15 protein-coding genes and 1 pseudogene are annotated in these 18,291 nt (G+C 71.8%); 7 read left to right on the top strand and 9 right to left on the bottom strand.

The features are described 5' to 3' along the window. Nucleotides 1-116: 116 nt before the first annotated feature. Nucleotides 117-692, bottom strand: coding sequence for a TetR/AcrR family transcriptional regulator (locus NQU54_RS23140; RefSeq protein ID WP_257632775.1), 576 nt, complete (start codon nucleotides 690-692; stop codon nucleotides 117-119). A gap of 135 nt (nucleotides 693-827) precedes the next feature. Between NQU54_RS23140 and NQU54_RS23135 the strand changes: the two genes are divergently transcribed. After that, nucleotides 828-2,030, top strand: coding sequence for an FAD-dependent oxidoreductase (locus NQU54_RS23135; RefSeq protein ID WP_257632757.1), 1,203 nt, complete (start codon nucleotides 828-830; stop codon nucleotides 2,028-2,030). Nucleotides 2,031-2,185: 155 nt separating this feature from the next. On the opposite strand, the gene NQU54_RS23130 is transcribed toward NQU54_RS23135, so the two are convergent. Further along, nucleotides 2,186-3,655 (bottom strand): FG-GAP-like repeat-containing protein, encoded by a 1,470-nt coding sequence (locus tag NQU54_RS23130; RefSeq protein WP_257632756.1) that lies wholly within the window; start codon nucleotides 3,653-3,655, stop codon nucleotides 2,186-2,188. Between the two features lie 323 nt (nucleotides 3,656-3,978). On the opposite strand from NQU54_RS23130, the gene NQU54_RS23125 reads away from it, so the two are divergent. Next, complete coding sequence (locus NQU54_RS23125; RefSeq protein WP_257632755.1) at nucleotides 3,979-5,442, top strand: GuaB1 family IMP dehydrogenase-related protein; 1,464 nt, start codon at nucleotides 3,979-3,981, stop codon at nucleotides 5,440-5,442. Between the two features lie 89 nt (nucleotides 5,443-5,531). Here the strand turns inward: NQU54_RS23125 and NQU54_RS23120 are convergent, their stop codons facing one another. Both NQU54_RS23120 and NQU54_RS23115 read right to left on the bottom strand, forming a co-directional pair. Continuing rightward, entirely contained in the window at nucleotides 5,532-6,287 is a 756-nt protein-coding gene (locus tag NQU54_RS23120) for a DUF2637 domain-containing protein (RefSeq protein WP_093705313.1), read from the bottom strand. Next, complete coding sequence (locus tag NQU54_RS23115) at nucleotides 6,284-6,490, bottom strand: hypothetical protein (protein ID WP_257632754.1); 207 nt, start codon at nucleotides 6,488-6,490, stop codon at nucleotides 6,284-6,286. Before NQU54_RS23115 ends, NQU54_RS23120 begins: the two co-directional genes overlap by 4 nt. A 298-nt stretch (nucleotides 6,491-6,788) precedes the next feature. Here NQU54_RS23115 and NQU54_RS23110 point away from each other — a divergent pair. The 4 genes and pseudogenes from NQU54_RS23110 to NQU54_RS23095 all read left to right on the top strand — a co-directional run bounded on the left by NQU54_RS23110 (nucleotide 6,789) and on the right by NQU54_RS23095 (nucleotide 11,817). Continuing rightward, nucleotides 6,789-8,256, top strand: a pseudogene (locus tag NQU54_RS23110) (amino acid permease). A gap of 10 nt (nucleotides 8,257-8,266) precedes the next feature. Further along, entirely contained in the window at nucleotides 8,267-8,722 is a 456-nt protein-coding gene (locus NQU54_RS23105; RefSeq protein WP_257632753.1) for an Lrp/AsnC family transcriptional regulator, read from the top strand. A gap of 520 nt (nucleotides 8,723-9,242) precedes the next feature. Continuing rightward, nucleotides 9,243-10,040, top strand: a complete 798-nt coding sequence (locus NQU54_RS23100) for a carbon-nitrogen hydrolase family protein (protein ID WP_257632774.1) — start codon at nucleotides 9,243-9,245, stop codon at nucleotides 10,038-10,040. A gap of 67 nt (nucleotides 10,041-10,107) precedes the next feature. After that, nucleotides 10,108-11,817 carry a flavin monoamine oxidase family protein gene (locus NQU54_RS23095; protein WP_257632752.1) on the top strand — a complete coding sequence of 570 codons (1,710 nt, stop codon included), beginning with the start codon at nucleotides 10,108-10,110 and terminating at the stop codon, nucleotides 11,815-11,817. A 51-nt stretch (nucleotides 11,818-11,868) separates the two neighbouring features. On the opposite strand, the gene NQU54_RS23090 is transcribed toward NQU54_RS23095, so the two are convergent. After that, nucleotides 11,869-12,570: a DUF5995 family protein gene (locus tag NQU54_RS23090; RefSeq protein WP_306278971.1), complete on the bottom strand. Its 702-nt coding sequence runs from the start codon at nucleotides 12,568-12,570 to the stop codon at nucleotides 11,869-11,871. An 89-nt stretch (nucleotides 12,571-12,659) separates the two neighbouring features. Next, nucleotides 12,660-13,544 carry an NAD-dependent epimerase/dehydratase family protein gene (locus NQU54_RS23085; protein ID WP_257632751.1) on the bottom strand — a complete coding sequence of 295 codons (885 nt, stop codon included), beginning with the start codon at nucleotides 13,542-13,544 and terminating at the stop codon, nucleotides 12,660-12,662. Between the two features lie 132 nt (nucleotides 13,545-13,676). Here NQU54_RS23085 and NQU54_RS23080 point away from each other — a divergent pair, with 132 nt between their 5' ends. Beyond that, entirely contained in the window at nucleotides 13,677-14,543 is an 867-nt protein-coding gene (locus NQU54_RS23080) for a helix-turn-helix transcriptional regulator (protein WP_257632750.1), read from the top strand. Between the two features lie 54 nt (nucleotides 14,544-14,597). Here NQU54_RS23080 and NQU54_RS23075 read toward each other — a convergent pair whose 3' ends face one another. The 3 genes from NQU54_RS23075 to NQU54_RS23065 form a co-directional block, all read right to left on the bottom strand. Beyond that, nucleotides 14,598-15,980, bottom strand: coding sequence for a uracil-xanthine permease family protein (locus NQU54_RS23075; RefSeq protein ID WP_257632749.1), 1,383 nt, complete (start codon nucleotides 15,978-15,980; stop codon nucleotides 14,598-14,600). A 68-nt stretch (nucleotides 15,981-16,048) separates the two neighbouring features. Then, nucleotides 16,049-16,933, bottom strand: coding sequence for an isocitrate lyase/PEP mutase family protein (locus NQU54_RS23070; RefSeq protein WP_257632748.1), 885 nt, complete (start codon nucleotides 16,931-16,933; stop codon nucleotides 16,049-16,051). 86 nt (nucleotides 16,934-17,019) lie between these two features. Then, nucleotides 17,020-18,252, bottom strand: coding sequence for an MFS transporter (locus NQU54_RS23065; protein ID WP_257632747.1), 1,233 nt, complete (start codon nucleotides 18,250-18,252; stop codon nucleotides 17,020-17,022). Between the last annotated feature and the right edge of the window lie 39 nt (nucleotides 18,253-18,291).

Genomic DNA, 18,291 nt, shown 5'->3' with positions numbered 1-18,291 from the left:
GGTCAACGACCGGCTCGGGCCGGTCCGGCTTGCCGCCGCGTTCAACCGCGGATAGAGGCGGATGGGGGGCCGCACGTCCTGCGGTGCCGGTGTGGCACCCGGGCGCTGACGCAGGGTCAGTCTGCTCGGGTGCCGGTCCAGCCGTTGCCGAGCAGGTCGAAGACCCGGTCGAGGGCGGTGTCGGGGTCGCGGGACCCGCGGACGAGAACGGGCGCCTCCAGGGCGAAGTGGGCCAGCGCCCGGCAGCCCGGGTCGTCGGCGGGCAGTCCGGCGTCGTCGGCGATCGCCGCGGCCAGGGCGTACTCGTGCCGCAGCCACATCCGGCGGGCGTACTCACGCAGCGCCGGGGTGGTGTCGATCAGGCGCAGGAAGTCGTCGAACCGGGGGTCGGCGTGGACCCGCCGGGAGTGTTCACCCAGCAGCATCCGGTGCAGGGCCTGCGGGACGGACTGGCCTGTGGGGCGCTCGCGGACCGCTGCGACCAGGGCCGCCTCGCGGTCCACGTCCTGGTCGAAGACCAGCGCCTCCTTGCCGTCGGGGAAGTGCTTGAAGAGCGTCGTCGCCGACACGTCGGCCGCGTCGGCGATCTCGCGCACCCCGACCTCGTCGTAGCCCCGCTCGGTGAACAGCCGCAGTGCCGCGTCCGCGAGGGCCTGGCGGGTGGCTGCCTTCTTACGCTCTCGGCGCCCCATCTCGGTCACCCGGTCACCTTACCGCGTTCATGGATCGAATCAGAAAGTTGAGCTGTTACGCTTTTTTAGCGGTTACACCTAGACGGGTGCTGTCGCGACCCGTTCGCGATCCGCGCCCCCGAAAGGAAGGTCCCCATGACGAACAGCACCCCCCGGATCTGCGTGGTCGGCGCCGGGCCCGCCGGCCTGACCTGCGCCCGCGTCCTGCAAGGGAACGGCATCGGGGTCACCGTGTACGACGCCGACGACGCCGTGGACTCCCGCGACCCCGGCGGCACGCTCGACCTGCACGCCGACTCCGGACAGATCGCCCTCGCGGACGCCGGGCTGCTCGACGCCTTCATGGCGCAGGCCCGGCCGGAGGGGCAGGCCAAGGCCCGCCGCGACCACCACGGCACGGTCCTGGCGGAGTTCACCCCGGGCCCCGGCGACGAGGCCGCGCCGGAGATCGACCGCGGCCGGCTGCGCCGCCTGCTCTTCGACCACCTGCGGCCCGGCACCGTGCGCTGGGGCCACCGGCTCGTCCGCGTGACCCCGCTCGGCCGTGGCGGGCACCGCCTGGAGTTCGAGGGCGGCACCACCGTGGAGGCCGACCTGGTGATCGGCGCCGACGGGGCGTGGTCCAAGGTCCGCCCCCTGGTCAGCGACGCCGCCCCACAGCACCTGGGGGTCTGCTTCCTGGACGCCCGGTTCGACGAGGTCGACTCCCGCCACCCCGAGGTCGCCGGGATCGTCGGCGACGGCCACATGTTCTCCAACGACAACGACGGCCGCGCGGTGATCCTGCAACGCAACGGCGACGGTGTGGTCCGCGGCTACATCGCGTTCCGCGCCGCACCGGACTGGCACGTCGGGGCCGGTGTGGACCTCACCGACCGGGAGAGCATCCGCTCCCACCTGGCGCGGGAGTTCGGCCACTGGTCGGCGGCCATGCGCGCGCTGATCGTCCGCAACGACGGCGACTACGTGCCGCGGTCCTTCTGGGCGCTGCCCGCCCCGCTCACGTGGGAGCACGTCCCCGGGGTCACGCTGATAGGCGACGCGGCCCACCTGATGGCGCCCTTCGGCGGTCACGGCGCCAACCTCGCGATGCTGGACGGCGCGGAACTCGCGCACGCCGTCAGCCGGGCGGCCGGCCTCGACGAGGCGGTCGCCCAGTACGAGTCGGGCATGTTCGCCCGCTCCGGAGAGCTGGCCGTGAGCTCGAACGAGGCCCTGGTGCGGTTCTTCGCCACCACCGACGAGCCGGACCTGCCGCCGGACCCCGAGCAGGAGCACCGGGATTACCTCGCCCGGGCGGAGGCATACCGACAGGAGCGGGCCCGGCGGGCGGGGTGAGCGCACCGGGGCTTGAGCACGTCGGGCATGCCGAGGTGCGCAGTGGTGTCTCGGGCTGACGAGTTGGCCGATTCCGTTGACGTCCGAGGTGTCGGCCCGTCGCCCGGCGGGTGAACCGGTGCTGTGGGGGTGGGTACGACGACCGCAGGTCGGACTCAGTGGCTGCTCAGCGGCTTGCCGTACTTCTGAGCCGTGGACAGGTACGGAAGGCCGAGCGTGCGGGGCGAGAAGGCCGTCGAGCCGTCGGCCGAGCCGCCGCGGAAGAGCCATGCGGCGCCCAGGGAACCGTTCTCGCCAGGGGATCCGACCGTGACATCCGGTACACCGTCGGCGTTGCCGTCGCCCGAGGCGACCGCCGCGCCGAAGGTGTCGCCCGGCTCGGCGACGCCCGGGACACCGGGCGTGTCCTGGTTCCAGGAGACGGATGTGGCGGCGCCGCCCGCGTCGAGCAGGCCCTGAGCGCTGCCGGAGAGCAGCCAGGCGGCGCCCGCTCCCGCTTTGCTTCCGATGGCCTCACCAGGAGCGCCCACGATCAGGTCGTCGCGGCCGTCGCGGTTGACGTCGGCGACCGCGAGGGCGGCGCCGAAGCGGTCGCCGTCCTCGGCCACGCCCGGGACGCCCGCCGTGTCCTGGTTGAGGGTCTGGGTGCGGCTGCCGAACGAGCCGCTCGCGGGGCTTCCGTAGTGGAGGTGGACGCCGCCGCCCTTGGCGAGTTCTTCGGGGCCGCACGGGTCGTCGATGTTCTCGTCGGCGATCTCACGGCACTCGCCGAGCGCCAGGTCGTCGTGGCCGTCGCCGTCGAAGTCGCCGACGGCCAGGGCGGTCACGCCGGCGTTGTCCGTGTTCCAGAAGTTGGCCATCTCGGACCGGTCGGCGTCCCACTTCCACAGGCGCACATGTGACTGCGTGTTGGGGTTGCCCGCGGTCCAGTACGCCACGGCCAGGTCCGCCGTGCCGTCGCCGTCGAAGTCGCCGGTGGCCAGGACGGGGGCGCGGCCGCCCATGGGAGCGGCGACGACCGTGGTGATCACGCTGTCCTCACCCTGGATGACACGGGCGACGACCTTGTCCGTGCCGCCGATCACGATCTCCTGGTCGTCGCCGCCGGTCAGCTCGGCGGCCGCGACCGATGTGCCGTACGCGGCCGATGGCGCCGGCCCGGTCAGGACCGTCGCCCCCGGTCCCGGCCCGTCCGTCGAGCCGCCTATGGCGATGACCATGCCCGCGTCCGTACCGCGGCCGGTGACGTCCTCGCCGGGGACACCGGCGAGCAGTTCCGCGATGCCGTCGCCGTTGAGGTCCACCAGGGCCACGGACGCGCCGAAGCGGTCGCCCGCCTCCGGGGTGCCGGGAACCTCGGGAGTGGCCTGGGTGACACGGATGCTTCCGTAGGCGCCGACGCCCTTCGGGCCGCCCCGCACGATGTTCACGTATCCGGCCCTGGCCTGGCCGCCGACGGTCCCGTCCGGGACGCCGACGGCGAGGTCCGCGTAGCCGTCGCCGTTGAAGTCGCTCATGACGGTACGGGGTGCGGCGGCGGTGGCGCCGGACGGGAACACGAACCCGGCGGTGGCCACGGCGCCGGCTGCGATGGCGTACGTCAGGATGCGGCTACTGCGTGGCACAAAGGCTCCCACTCGGTCGACGGGTGCGGGTCATCTGGTGTGACCGTCGAAGGGCGGAGCTGGTTGTACGGAGTTCACCGGCGGTTGGCGCCGGGTTAACGGTGGGCGGGCCGCCGGAGCGACCGTCAGCGGATGGGCGAGCACGCGACGGGGCAGCTCTCGGCTCGCTGGCCGGACAAACGCTCGGGTAACGTTTCGTACAAGGCAGGTCACGGCCCGGCCCGGAGCTTCCGTACCTCCTTGGAGGATTCCATGATCGCCAGGGTCGTTTGCTGGATCTTCGTGGGAGTGACCTGTGTCCCTTCGTGTGAAAATGTAGAAGTATGCATTTCCTTGAGCCCGGCACCGGACGTTACGTAAAGTCATCTCCGGCTCCTTACGACCTGACGTACGACGATGTGTTCATGGTGCCGAGTCGCTCCGCGGTCGGCTCCCGCCAGGGGGTGGACCTGGCCTCGCCCGACGGCACCGGCACCACCATCCCGCTCGTCGTCGCCAACATGACCGCGATAGCCGGCCGCCGGATGGCCGAGACGGTCGCCCGCCGCGGTGGCCTCGCCGTCATCCCGCAGGACATCCCGATCGACGTCGTCACCGATGTGGTCCGCTGGGTCAAGAGCCGCCATCTGGTGCTGGACACCCCGATCGTCCTCGCCCCGACCGGTACCGTCGCCGACGCGCTGTCGCTGCTGCCCAAGCGGGCACACGGCGCGGGTGTGGTGGTCGAGGACGGGCGGCCGGTGGGCGTGGTGGTCGAGTCCGACCTGACCGGGGTGGACCGTTTCACCCAGCTGTCCGAGGTGATGTCGCGCGAGCTGATGGTGCTCGACGCGGACATCGACCCCCAGGAGGCGTTCGGCCGCCTCGACGCCGCCCATCGCAAGCTGGCCCCCGCCGTCGACGCGGACGGCAAGCTGGTCGGCATCCTGACCCGCAAGGGCGCGCTGCGCGCGACGCTCTACAAGCCCGCCGTGGACGGGGCGGGCCGGCTGCGGATCGCGGCCGCCGTCGGGGTCAACGGCGATGTGGAGGGCCGTACGAAGGCGCTCATCGACGTCGGGGCGGACGCCCTCGTCGTGGACACCGCCCACGGCCACCAGGAGTCGATGATCAGCGCGCTCAAGGCGGTCCGGGACCTGGGCCCGCGGGTGCCGGTGGTGGCGGGCAACGTGGTCTCCGCCGAGGGGGTGCGCGATCTCATCGAGGCCGGTGCGGACATCGTCAAGGTCGGTGTCGGACCGGGCGCCATGTGCACCACGCGGATGATGACCGGCGTGGGCCGGCCGCAGTTCTCCGCGGTGCTGGAATGCGCCGCCGAGGCACGGAAGTCCGGCAAGCACATCTGGGCGGACGGCGGCGTCAGGCACCCCCGCGATGTCGCCATGGCGCTGGCCGCCGGGGCGTCCAACGTCATGATCGGCTCCTGGTTCGCGGGGACGTACGAGTCGCCCGGCGACCTCCAGCACACCGCCGACGGCCAGCCCTACAAGGAGAGCTTCGGCATGGCGTCGGCGCGCGCGGTGCGCAACCGCACCAGCGAGGAGTCGGCGTACGAGCGGGCCCGCAAGGGGCTGTTCGAGGAGGGCATCTCCACCTCGCGGATGTTCCTCGACCCGGCCCGTCCTGGCGTCGAGGACCTGATCGACTCGATCGTCGCGGGCGTGCGCAGCTCGTGCACCTACGCGGGCGCCGGATCGCTGGAGGAGTTCCACGAGCGGGCCGTAGTGGGCGTCCAGAGCGCCGCGGGCTACGCGGAGGGCCAGCCCCTCCACGCCAGTTGGGACTGAGGCGCGGCGGTCCGGTTCGCGTCCGGACACCACTGTGGCCCCATTCGGCTCGGGTGAATGGGGCCACAGTGGTGTCTCGGAGCGGTGTCTCACCTCGCCATTCCACGCGGCTCACCCCTGGTCCGGGGCAACGCGTGGCGTGGCGGGCTGGTGAGGGTGATCTGCCGTACCAACTGGTGGAACGAGACCAGCGCGGCCACCGGGGGAAGTCCGGCCACGGCCATGCTGGGCGCGTTCCGCGGGGCGTGTGCGACGCACAGGAACACCGCGATGGTGGAGAAGAGCACCACCACGGCCCATGAGTGCGCCGCGCCCCGCCGGTGCAGTGCGGCCCGCAGCACCGACAGCGAGGCGACCAGCCAGGGTCCGTAGACCAGCAGGGGCCACCATGCCGCCATGGACTCCGAGGTGCTCGGGGAGGCCAGATAGCGCAGCGGGCCGTAGGAGATCATCCCGCCGAGCACGCTCAGCATCGCGACGATGACCGTGGTGACCGCCGCGAAGATCAGGCTGATCACATGCAGCCACGGCATCGTCGGCAGCCGGAAGCGGACCCGGCGGCGCTTGCCGCGCCCCCGCACATGTGCGGGGGAGGGGGTGCGGAGCGGGGGGATGGGGCCGGTGGTGTGCACCGACTCCTCGGCGGAGCTCGTCTGGAGCAGCCGCGCCAGGTCTCCCTCCAGGTCCCAGCGGCCCTCGATGGTCTCCGGGTCGGGCAGGGGGAAAGGATTCATCTCATAATCGGCGGCCGCCTCGAACCGCTCCCCGGGAGGGGGCGCGGGGGCGGCGCGGTGGCCGGTGGGTGGGGGCCCGTAGCCGCCCGGCCTCGGCTCGGTGTACGTCATGCCTTGACGCCCGGTTCCGTCGTATCGGAGCGCTGGAGGAAGTCCGCCTCGATCCGGCCCAGGGCCCGGATGAAGTCCTCCCACACTCTCGCGCAGTATTCGAGCGGATAGCGTTCGCCGTCACCCCCCTGGTCGCGGGGCCGGAACACGGGTTCGGTGCCGGGTTGGGAGTGATCGGGTGGTTGCAGACTGTCAGTGGTCACGTCCCCACCAACGACCGCTAAAATCGTGCAGTATCGCGGCATTCGGGTGAAACGCGCGCTGACAAGCTCACTGTTTCGCAACGTTTCACCGCCGGGCGCCCCCGCGCGCAACGTTGCGACACGCATGCGCAACCATGGTCCATTACGGCCGTCGGCGGACGGCTCATAGGGTCTTGCGCTGACGTGGAGTGGCGAGGACCGGCTGCTCTCCGATTCCACCTGCGGGTTTGCCCCCGGGTGCCGGTATGTCCGCAGCCGGCCGCCACCGTCTGATGGCAGCGATTAAGGAGCCCCCCAAGTGTTGGAGCACGGCGCAGCACCGTCCGCCACCCAGCAACCGGAACCAGACCCTCCGGTCGGCGGACTGGGCGCCCGGCTGATGCGGCGCAAGCCGGTCGAACGGCTTGTCGCCGAGGGCGGCCAGGGCGAGGGCGGGAGCCTGCGGCGCTCGATGGGCGTATGGCAGCTCACGATGATCAGCATCGGGGCCACCCTGGGCACCGGCATCTTCGTGGTGCTCGGCGAGGCCGTGCCGGACGCCGGCCCGGCGGTCGTCGTGTCCTTCGTCATAGCCGGGCTCACCGCGCTGTTCTCGGCGCTGTCGTACGCCGAACTGGCGGGCACCATCCCCGTCTCCGGCTCCTCCTACTCCTATGCCTACGCCACGATGGGCGAGCTGATCGCCTGGGTCTGCGGCTGGTGTCTGATCCTGGAGTACGGCGTCTCGGTGGCCGCCGTCGCCGTCGGCTGGGGCGAGTACCTCAATGAACTGCTCGACCCTCGGCTTCACCATCCCCGACGTCCTGGCCGCCCCGCCCGGCGACGGCGGCGTCTTCAACCTGCCCGCTCTGCTCGTGGTGCTGCTTGCCATGGCATTCCTGCTGGGCGGCGCCAAGGAGAGCGCCCGCGCCAACACGGTCATGGTGGGCGTGAAGATCGCGGCGCTGATCCTCTTCTGCGGTGTCGCCTTCACCGGCATCCGGGCCGGTAACTACACCCCGTTCATGCCGCTGGGCATGGCGGGCGTCAGCGCCGCCGGCGCCACCCTCTTCTTCTCCTACATCGGCTTCGACGCCGCCTCCACGGCCGGTGAGGAGGCCAAGAACCCCCAGCGTGACCTGCCCCGCGCGATCATGCTCTCGCTGATCATCGTCACCGCGCTGTACTGCCTGGTGGCCGCCGTGGCGGTGGGCGCCCTGCCGTGGAAGAAGTTCTCCGGCTCCGAGGCCGCGCTCGCCTCGATCATGAAGGACGTCACCGGTCAGAGCTTCTGGGCCGTGCTGTTGGCCGCCGGCGCGGTCGTCGCCATCGCCTCCGTGGTGCTCACCGTGCTCTACGGGCAGACCCGCATCCTCTTCGCGATGTCCCGGGACGGGCTGGTGCCCAAGGTCTTCTCCACGGTCCACGCCAGGACCGGGGCGCCCCGCGCCAACACCGTGATCGTCTCGCTCTTCTGCGGTGTCCTCGCCGCCGCGATCCCGCTCGGCCAGCTCGCCGACGCCACCAGCATCGGCACGCTCTTCGCCTTCGCGCTGGTCAACATCGCCGTGATCGTGCTGCGCCGGACCCGGCCCACCATGCCGCGTACCTTCCGGGTGCCGTTGTCCCCGCTCTTCCCGCTGATCGGCTTCGCGCTGTGTCTGTGGATGATGGGCAGCCTTCAGCTCGTGACCTGGGTGGTCTTCGGCGCGTGGATGGCCCTCGGCCTTGTGCTGTACTTCGCATACGGCTTGCGCCGATCCCGACTGGCCACAGCAGAGAAGTGATTGCCCCCCAGTGCGACTGAATGATCTCGACGAACGCATCGTCCACGCCCTCGCCGAGGACGCCCGCCGCTCCTACGCCGACATCGGCGAGCTGGTCGGACTCTCCGCGCCCGCCGTCAAACGGCGGGTGGACCGGCTGCGCGCGGAGGGAGCCATCACCGGCTTCACCGTACGGGTCGACCCAATGGCGCTGGGATGGGAGACCGAGGGCTTCATCGAGCTCTTCTGCCGCCACAACACCTCGCCGGACGACATCCGCCGCGGTCTTTCGCGCTACCCCGAGGTGGTGTCCGCGTCGACCGTCACCGGTCACGCGGACGCCGTCGTCCAGGTCTTCGCCTCCGATATGCGCCACTTCGAGCGGGTGCTGGAGCGGATCGCGGGGGAGCCGTTCGTGGAGCGCACCAAGTCCGTGCTGGTGCTGTCGCCGCTGCTGCGGAGGTTTGGGGCGGGGGCCCCTACGTAAGCGCTCCGCTGGGTGCGCCCTGATCGACTGGGGGTGCCCCGGCCTGCCGGTGGGCGTCTGCGGCGTCGTTGTGGCTGGGCGCGCCCACGTACGTGGCGGAGGCGCACGGGGCGTCTGCCGTGACCTGTTGTTGGGCGGGTGCGGCGCCGTCGTGGCTGGTCGCGCAGTTCCCCGCGCCCCTTTGGGGCGCGCCCCCGGGGCGGAGCCGGACATCGATACAGTCCCGCGGTGCTGTGGGGCGCGCCCACGTACGTGGCGGAGGCGCACGGGGCGTCTGCCCCTACCTGCCGGTGGGCGTCTGCGGCGCCGTCGTGGCTGGTCGCGCAGTTCCCCGCGCCCCTGCGCGGCGGAGCCGGACATCGATACAGTCCCGCGGCGCTTTGGGGCGTGCGCAATGAATCGTCGTGTGCGGATCCCCATACGTCATGAATCGACGCCGGACGCAATGATCCCGTCTTGTTGGGCGATCCGGAGGCAACGTACTGTTTTTATGCCCGTACTCCTCCTCCCGAGGTCTGCCATGCCGCCGCTGCGCACCGCCCTGCTCCAGAACTCCGGTCACCCCGGCGACCCCGCCGGAAACCTCAAGGTCCTCGACGAGGCCGCCGCCCGCGCGGCAGCCGACGGGGCCGGGCTGCTGGTCACCGCGGAGATGTTCCTCACGGGGTACGCCATCGGCGGCGGTGTGCGGGATTTGGCCGAGCCCGCCGATGGGCCGAGCGGCCGGGCCGTGGCCGATATCGCCGCGGCGCACGGCCTCGCCATCCTCTACGGCTACCCCGAGCGCCACGCGGGCGCCGTCCACAACTCGGCACGGCTCGTGGGCGCGGACGGCACCGAGCTCGCCAACTACCGCAAGACCCATCTCTACGGCTGCTTCGAGCGGGCGTCGTTCACCCCCGGTGAGACCCCCGTCGTCCAGGCCACCGTCGGCGAGCTGACCGTGGGCATCCTGGTCTGCTACGACGTGGAGTTCCCGGAGAACGTACGGGCCCATGCCCTGGCCGGGACCGATCTGCTGCTGGTGCCCACCGCGCAGATGCACCCCTTCGAGTTCGTCGCCGAATCCCTGATTCCGGTGCGGGCCTTCGAAAGCCAGATGTACATCGCGTACGTCAACCGCAGTGGTCCCGAGGGCGAGTTCGACTTCGTCGGCCTGAGCTGTCTGGCCGGGCCGGACGGCGCCACCTGTCTGCGCGCCGGCCGCGGTGAGGAGCTCCTCATCGGCGATGTCGACCCCAAACTGCTGACCACCTCGCGCCGGATCAACCCGTATCTGCGCGACCGCCGCCCCGGTCTCTATCCCTCGCTCGGCTGATCCGTCCGGCCCCCTGCCGCACCCCGAACCACCCTTTGAGCACCAAGCAGCAAGGAGTCCGTACCTCATGACGTCCACGGTGCCCACCGCCGTCCATGACCAGCAGGAAGAGCGGGCCCTCGACGCCCTTCCGCCGGTCACCATGTTCGGCCCGGACTTCCCGTACGCCTATGACGGCTACCTCGCCCACCCGGCCGGTCTGGGCCAGATACCCGCGACCGAGCACGGCGGCGAGGTCGCGGTCGTCGGCGGCGGTCTCTCCGGGGTCGTCACCGCGTACGAGCTGATGAAGATGGGCCTGAGGCCCGTGGTCTACGAGGCGGACCGGATCGGCGGGCGGCTGCGCACCGTCGGCTTCGACGGCTGTGACGGCTCGCTGACCGCCGAGATGGGCGCGATGCGCTTCCCGCCGTCCTCCACCGCCCTCCAGCACTACATCGACCTGGTGGGCCTGAAGACCAGGCCGTTCCCCAACCCGCTGGCCCCCGACACCCCCTCGACCGTCGTCGACCTCAAGGGCGAGTCCCACTACGCCCGCACCATCGACGATCTGCCGCCGGTCTACCGCGAGGTGGCCGATGCCTGGAGCGCCTGTCTGGAGGAGGGCGCGGACTTCTCCGACATGAACCGCGCCATCCGCGAGCGGGACGTGCCCCGGATCCGGGAGATCTGGTCCCGGCTGGTCGAGAAGCTGGACAACCAGACCTTCTACGGCTTCCTCTGCGACTCCACGGCCTTCACCTCCTTCCGGCACCGGGAGATCTTCGGACAGGTCGGCTTCGGCACCGGCGGCTGGGACACCGACTTCCCCAACTCCATCCTGGAGATCCTGCGGGTCGTCTACACCGAGGCCGACGACCACCACCGCGGCATCGTCGGCGGCAGCCAGCAGCTTCCGCTGCGGCTGTGGGAGCGGGAGCCCGGGAAGATCGTCCACTGGCCCCAGGGCACCTCGCTGGCCTCGCTGCACGGCGGCGCGCCCCGCCCGGCGGTGACCCGGCTGCACCGGGCCGCGGGCGACCGCGTCGTGGTGACGGACGCGAGCGGCGACATCCGTTCATACCGGGCTGTGGTCTTCACCGCGCAGTCCTGGATGCTGCTCTCCCAGATCGACTGCGATGACTCGCTCTTCCCGATCGACCACTGGACGGCGATCGAGCGCACCCACTACATGGAGTCCAGCAAGCTCTTCGTCCCCGTGGACCGGCCGTTCTGGCTGGACGAGGACGAGACGACGGGCCGGGACACGATGAGCATGACGCTCACCGACCGGATGACCCGCGGCACCTATCTGCTGGGCGACGGCCCCGACCGGCCCGCCGTGATCTGCCTCTCGTACACCTGGTGCGACGACAGCCTCAAGTGGCTGCCGCTGTCGGCGAACGAGCGGATGGAGGTCATGCTCAAGTCGCTCTCGGAGATCTATCCGAACGTCGACATCCGCAAGCACATCATCGGCAGCCCCCTCACCGTGTCCTGGGAGAACGAGCCCTACTTCATGGGCGCGTTCAAGGCCAATCTGCCCGGCCACTACCGCTACCAGCGCCGGCTGTTCACCCACTTCATGCAGGACCGGCTGCCCGCCGACAAGCGGGGCGTCTTCCTCGCGGGCGACGACATCTCCTGGACGGCGGGCTGGGCCGAGGGCGCCGTCCAGACCGCGCTCAACGCCGTGTGGGGCGTCATGCACCGCTTCGGCGGCACCACCGACCCGAAGAACCCCGGGCCGGGCGATCTGTACGAGGAGATCGCGCCCGTCGAGCTCCCCGAGGACTGAGCCGGTCCGGCGGAGCCCGGACGCGGACGGCAGATCTCAGGACGCGGAATCTCAGGGCGCCGACGGCAGAGGCGTGAGCAGAAAGCGCCCGACCAGGCCCACGGTCGTGTCGACGCGCTCGGCGAACTCCGCCGCCAGCTCCGGCAGCCCGCGCAGCCCCCACAGCGCGCGGAACGCCGCCCATGCGGCCTCCCGCGCCTTCTCCAGGCTCCAGGAGCCCATGAGATGGGTGAGCGGATCGGCCACGTCCAGCAGGTCGGGGCCGGGCATCAGCTCCTCCCGGATCCGCTCCTCCATCCCCGTGAGCAGTGCGCCGATCCGGTCGAAGTCGCCCTCCAGGGCGTCCGGTTCGACACCCCGCGCCCGGCAGGTGTCCAGGAGCGCGAGCGCCAGGTCATGGCCGATATGGGCGTTGATCCCGGCGAGCGCGAACTGCACCGGCCGGACCCCGGGATGGCGCCGCGACTGGAACAGCGGCCGCCAGCAGGCGGGCGGCCGACCGCCCGTGGCCACCGCGTCGACCGCCGCCAGATAGCGTCCGGCGAACCGCGCGTCCAGCTCCTCGGTGGCGGACGGGTCCTGGAAGTACCCGTCCACGAGCTGGCGGCCGACCTCCTCGGTGACCGACAGATACACCCCGTTGAAGACCGCCACCCCGTCCCCGGGCGGCAGCGCCGCGCCGAGCGCGCTCATGCGCGCCACGGCGCTCCTCACGGTGCGCGGTGCGGGCCGCGTGTGCGTGGGCATCGTCATGGACGCCAGAGTGGCAGGCCGGACCGGTGCGGTCCCCGCCGTACGCCGCCGCTTCCCCTGGACGGTCTAACGCCCCGTCAACCGCCGTATCACAGCACCCCCGCGTCGCGCGCCGTCCACATCGACGGATACAGCGGCCGCCAGCCCAGCTCATCGCGCAGCCGGAGGTTGGAGGTGATCCCGAACCAGGGGTCGTCGGTCGTCCGCTCGGTCATGCCCTCGGGCAGCGGCGCGCCCTTGAGCCGGTGGATTTCGACGACGGTCGCCGGGGCGTCGTCGACGATGTTGTACTTGCGCCCCGACACCGAGCCACCGGCCGAGCCGCCCGGTGCGCGCAACAGCCGCAGCAGCGCCGCTGTCGCGTCGGCGTGGTGGACCATGGCGAGCCGCTGGTCCCCGGCCCAGTCCCGTGAGTGCGGCAGAAAGTTGTCCACATGCGGATCGCCGTCCCCGTACACAAAGGCCAGGCTGCCGATCCGCAGATCGAGGCCGTGCTCGCGGTGCAGCGCCAGCAGCTCACGCTCCGCCTCCGCCTTCGAGGCAGGGTAGGCGCCCCACAGCAGACCGCCGGGCCTGCTCTCGTCGTCCTCGGTGAACGGCCGGCCGCGGGAGACGCCGTACACCAGATTGGTGCTGACCTGGAGGAACCGGCTCGTCCCGGCCTCGACCGCGGCCCGCCCGAGCGCGACCGCCGCGTCCCGGTTGACCGCCCACGCCTCCTCGTCCGGCACCCCGCGGAAGGCCGCCGCGATATTGACCACCGCATGTGCCCCCTCCATGGCCCGCCGCAGATCCTTCTCCTCGCGCAGATCGCCGACCGACAGCTGTGCGCCCAGCGCCGCGAAGGGCGCACCGCGCTCCTCGTCGCGCACCAGCACCCGTACCTCGGTACCGGCCGCGGCCTGCTCCAGCAGCCGCTTGGTGAACCGCCGTCCCACCTGCCCGGTCACCCCCGTCACCAGAATCAAAGGCATGAGCGTCCGCCTTTCTTCTCGTTCGTCGCTCGGCCCCAGCCTGCGGCGGTCCCGGCGGGACCGGGAGAGACCTCCCCATCCAGGGATTCGCAGACCCTGGATACGGGCGGCGGGTGCGGCGACCATGGGAGCGTGCATCGAACCGAACTCGCGGACTTCCTGCGCCGCTGCCGCGCCCGCCTCGGCCCCGCCGAGGTGGGGCTGACGCCCGGCCCCCGGCGGCGTACGCCCGGACTGCGCCGGGAGGAGGTGGCCCAGCTCGCCGGCATGTCTCCGGACTACTACACCCGGCTGGAGCAGGCCCGCGGCCCGCGCCCGTCCCGCCAGATGCTGACCGCGCTGGCCCGTGCGCTACGGCTCACCGACGACGAGCGCGACTATCTCTTCCACCTGGTGGGGGAGGAGCCGCCGCGTAACCGCGGCACCTCGGGGCATGTGCGGCCCGGTCTGCTCAGGGTGCTGGACCGGCTGTACGACACCCCGGCCCAGGTGATCACCGACTGGGGCGAGGTGCTGGCGCAGAACGCGATGGCGGCGGCGCTGGTCGGCGACATCACGGCGCGGCCGCCCGGCGACCGCAACATCATCCGGAGCTTCTTCACCCGGCGCGACGACACCCCCGGGATCTTCCCGAGCGAGGAGATCGAGGAGCACGCCCGGCTCCATGTGGCCACCCTCCGGGCCGTGCTCGCGGCCCGCCCGGACGATCCGGGCCCGGCGTCCCTGGTGGCCGAACTGCTCTCCGGGAGCGAGGAGTTCGCGGCGATGTGGGCGGACCATGAGGTGGCCATACGGCACTCCACGGTCAAGCGGTTCACCCATCCGGTGGTGGGGACGATGGAGCTGGACTGCGAGGTCCTGCTGAGCTCGGAGCACGCCCAGCGGCTGATCGTCCACACCGCCCGCCCCGGCAGCGAGTCCGCCGAGCGGCTCGAACTGCTCCGGGTGGTGGGGCTTCAGAACCTCGCCCCGAGGGACGAGGAAAGCCCCGCGGGTTAGGGCCTGTGGTCACCTTCCCGTCTGCGGGCGACGACGGGAAGGTGACCACAGGCCCTAGGCCGGCCGCTCGTTGTCGTATTCGCTGGTGCCCGCGTCCAGCAGGGGCTCCTGCCGCTTCAGATGGGCCGGGGCCAGGGCGCGCAGCACGTGGTAGCCGAGCAGTACCACGATCGTGCCGAGCGCGATCCCGCCCAGTTCGAAGTTGTCGCTGATCTTCAGGCTGACGCCGCCGACGCCGATGATGACGCCCGCCGCGACCGGCACCAGGTTGAGCGGATTGCGCAGATCCACCTTGTTGTGCACCCAGATCTGCGCACCGAGCAGCCCGATCATGCCGTAGAGGATGACGGTGATCCCGCCCAGCACCCCGCCCGGCACCGCCGCCACCACCGCGCCGAACTTCGGGCACAGCCCGAAGAGCAGCGCGAAGCCCGCGGCCGCCCAGTACGCGGCGGTGGAGTACACCCGGGTGGCCGCCATGACCCCGATGTTCTCGGAGTACGTCGTATTGGCCGGGCCGCCGACCGAGGTGGAGATCATGGTCGCCGCGCCGTCCGCGGCGATCGCCGTGCCGAGCTGGTCGTCGAGCGGATCGCCGATCATCTCGCCGACCGCCTTCACATGCCCGGCGTTCTCGGCGATCAGCGCGATCACCACCGGAAGCGCCACCAGCACCGCCGACCAGTGGAAGCTGGGCCCGTGCAGGGAGGGCAGACCGATCCAGTCCGCCTTGCCCACGGCGGACAGATCCAGCCGCCAGTGGTCGGTGATCCGTCCGCCGCCGCCGACGGAGTGGATCTTGCCGAAGACGCGGTCGAGGACCCAGGAGAGCGCATAGCCGAAGACCAGTCCCAGGAAGATCGCGATACGTGACCAGAAGCCCCGCAGACAGACCACCGCCGCCCCGGTCACCAGCATCGTCAGCAGTGCGGTCCACTGATCGGCGGGCCAGTACGTACCGGCGGTCACCGGTGCGAGATTGAACCCGATCAGCATGACCACCGCACCGGTCACCACCGGTGGCATCGCCGCGTGGATGATCCGGGCGCCGAACGTCCGCACCGCGAGACCGCTCAGCAGCAGCACCCCGCCGACCACCAGGATCGCCCCGGTGACCGCGCCGCTGCCGCCGCCCTGTGCCCTGATCGCGGCGGCCACACCGACGAAGGACAGGCTGCACCCCAGGTAGCTGGGGATCCGGCCGCGGGTCGCGACCAGGAAGAGGATGGTCGCGACCCCGGACATCATGATCGCGAGGTTGGGGTCCAGCCCCATCAGCACCGGGGCGACAAAGCTGGCCCCGAACATGGCCACGACATGCTGTGCGCCGAGCCCCACCGTTCTCGGCCATGACAGCCGCTCATCCGGTTTGACGACGGCGCCGGGGGCGGGGGTGCGCCCATCGCCGTGCAGGGTCCAGCGCACGCCGAGGCCCATGACTGCTCCACTTCATCGCTACGGGGAATCGCAGCAATGTTAGTTGGCCGAAAATATGCGCCATACGGCTATGTGCGGGTGGCCTCGGCGGCGTCCTGCGCGAAGTCCCCGGCCAGTGACTGTGCCTCGGCGTAGGAGAGCAGGTCAGCGGCCCGATCGAGGTCGTTCCGAGCCTCGGGGCGGGGGTGGGCGATCGTCCAGGCCAGCTCGACGGCCCGGTCCAGGGCGGCCCGGAAGAGCAGCGAACCACAGCTGATCCGCCGCACCCCGAGCTCCGCCAGCCGCTCATAGGTGTGGCGGCCGGGCGCGAAGAGGATGTTCAGCGGGGTCTCGCCGAGGTCGTCGGCCAGTGCGCCGATGTCCTGCTCATCGGTGAGCGCGGGCACGAAGATGCCGTCCGCGCCCGCCCTCAGATACGCCTCGATGCGCTCGGCGGTGGTGGACAGCGAGGGCGGGGTGCCGCCGTCGATCGCGGCGAGCCAGTGGGTGTCGGTCCGCGCGTTCACGAACAGCCGGGGCACCCGCTCCTTGACGGCCGCGATCACCGCGCACTGCCGGGCCAGCGGTGCGAGGGTGCCGTCGGGGCGCCCGTCCTCGATGTTCACGCCGACCACCCCGGCCCGGTCCAGCTCGGCCGTGAGCGCCGCGACCTCCTCGGGCCGTTCGCCGAACCCGCCCTCGATATCGACGCTCACCAGCGCCGGAAGCCGGGCGAGGCCCCGGGCGAGGGCGAGCGTCCCCTCGCGGGCGGCGCCCGTCGCGTCGGGCAGCCCGGCCGCCGCGGCCACGCCCAGGCTGGTGGTGCCGATGGCGGGGAAGCCGCGCCGGACGAGGGCGGCGGCGGAGGCGTGGTCCCATGCGTTGGGCAGCAGCAGGGGCCGGTCGGCGTGGTGGAGCCGGTGGAAGGCGGTGTGGCGGTCGGGCGCCGGGCCGTCGCCCGTGTCGTCGGTCATATCACCGACCGTAGGGCCGGATCACTTCGGCGCTCACCGAACGATGGCGGTGTGCGGGCAGCCGGTGCACCGCCCTGGCCCCCGGGTCAGGGAAGGCTTGCCCGGGACGTGGACGGGTCGGAGTGCGGGGCGGAGCCCGCGGCGTCCGTCCCGGCCGGGATCCGCAGCACCCCGGCCCCCGCCACCAGCCCCAGCGCCAAGGTCGTGACCAGGCAGAACGAAATCGTCAGCGAGGTCAGATCCGCGATCGAGCCCATGGCCGCCGGAGCGATCAGCCCCGAGGTGTACGTGATCGTGGCGACGCCCGCGATGGCCTGGCTCGGGGCCGGGCCGCTGCGCCCCGCGGCGGCGAAGGCCAGGGGCACCACGACCGCGATGCCCAGGCCGATGAGGCCGAATCCGGCGATGGCGAGGGCGGGAGTGGAGGCGGTGACCACGAGGAGGCCACCGGCGGTGGCGAGGACGCCGCCCGTCCGTACGGTCCGCACCGCCCCGAAGCGGCCCACCACCGCGTCGCCGACGAGCCGGGCGCCGGCCATCGTGCAGGAGAAGGCGGTGGTGCAGGCGGCGGCGACACCGGGGGAGGTGTCCAGGACGTCCCGCAGATAGACCGCCGACCAATCCAGGCTCGCCCCCTCGGCGAAGACCGCGCAGAACCCCACCGCGCCGATGATCAGCGCCGAGCGGGGCGGCAGGGCGAACCGGGGCGGCGGGTGCTCTTCGGGGGTGCTGCGCAGGTCGAGGACCCAGTGGCAGACCACCGCGCCGAGCACCGTGAGGACCGCGGCGGCGATGCCGAGGTGGAGCCGGGCGTCGGCCTCGGCGTGCGCGGCGACCGTGCCCGCCGCCGAGCCGGTGAGCGCGCCCACGCTCCACATGCCGTGCAGCCCGGACATGATCGAACGGCCGAGGCGGTTCTCGACCTCCACACCCAGGGCGTTCATGGCGACGTCGGACATCCCCGCGGTCGCGCCGAAGACGAGGAGCACACCGCACAGCCAGACCAGACCGGGCGCGAGCGGGGGCATCACCAGCCAGGCGGTCCACAGGGCGAGCAGCCCGCGCAGCGCCGCGCGGGCGCCGAAGCGATGGCTGATCCGCCCGGCCAGGGGCATGGCCAGCGAGGCCCCGATGGCGGGGAAGGCGAGCGCGAGGCCGAGCTGACCGGCGCTGAGGTCCAGCCGCTCCTGGATCCAGGGGATACGGGTGGCGAAGTTGCCGGTCACCGCGCCGTGCACGGCGAACACCGCGGCCACGGCGATCCGTGCCCGCCGTACCGGGCGCATCTCGGACGCCCCGGTCTCCTTGAGCCTGCCCATACCTGTCGCACCCTCCCCGTAGCGCCGGTCCGTGCCCGG

Source organism: Streptomyces malaysiensis subsp. samsunensis (genome assembly GCF_024519315.1).
Lineage (GTDB): Bacteria > Actinomycetota > Actinomycetes > Streptomycetales > Streptomycetaceae > Streptomyces > Streptomyces malaysiensis.
This window is presented reverse-complemented; position numbering and strand designations above follow the sequence as displayed.

Excerpts from the sequence above, each read along its gene's own strand:
- NQU54_RS23120 (WP_093705313.1), bottom strand. The coding sequence starts at position 6,287 with ATGACGTACACCGAGCCGAGGCCGGGCGGCTACGGGCCCCCACCCACC.
- NQU54_RS23090 (WP_306278971.1), bottom strand. The coding sequence starts at position 12,570 with ATGACGATGCCCACGCACACGCGGCCCGCACCGCGCACCGTGAGGAGC.
- NQU54_RS23065 (WP_257632747.1), bottom strand. The coding sequence starts at position 18,252 with ATGGGCAGGCTCAAGGAGACCGGGGCGTCCGAGATGCGCCCGGTACGG.
- NQU54_RS23140 (WP_257632775.1), bottom strand. The coding sequence starts at position 692 with ATGGGGCGCCGAGAGCGTAAGAAGGCAGCCACCCGCCAGGCCCTCGCG.
- NQU54_RS23125 (WP_257632755.1), top strand. The coding sequence starts at position 3,979 with ATGCATTTCCTTGAGCCCGGCACCGGACGTTACGTAAAGTCATCTCCG.
- NQU54_RS23075 (WP_257632749.1), bottom strand. The coding sequence starts at position 15,980 with ATGGGCCTCGGCGTGCGCTGGACCCTGCACGGCGATGGGCGCACCCCC.
- NQU54_RS23085 (WP_257632751.1), bottom strand. The coding sequence starts at position 13,544 with ATGCCTTTGATTCTGGTGACGGGGGTGACCGGGCAGGTGGGACGGCGG.
- NQU54_RS23095 (WP_257632752.1), top strand. The coding sequence starts at position 10,108 with ATGACGTCCACGGTGCCCACCGCCGTCCATGACCAGCAGGAAGAGCGG.
- NQU54_RS23135 (WP_257632757.1), top strand. The coding sequence starts at position 828 with ATGACGAACAGCACCCCCCGGATCTGCGTGGTCGGCGCCGGGCCCGCC.
- NQU54_RS23070 (WP_257632748.1), bottom strand. The coding sequence starts at position 16,933 with ATGACCGACGACACGGGCGACGGCCCGGCGCCCGACCGCCACACCGCC.
- NQU54_RS23100 (WP_257632774.1), top strand. The coding sequence starts at position 9,243 with ATGCCGCCGCTGCGCACCGCCCTGCTCCAGAACTCCGGTCACCCCGGC.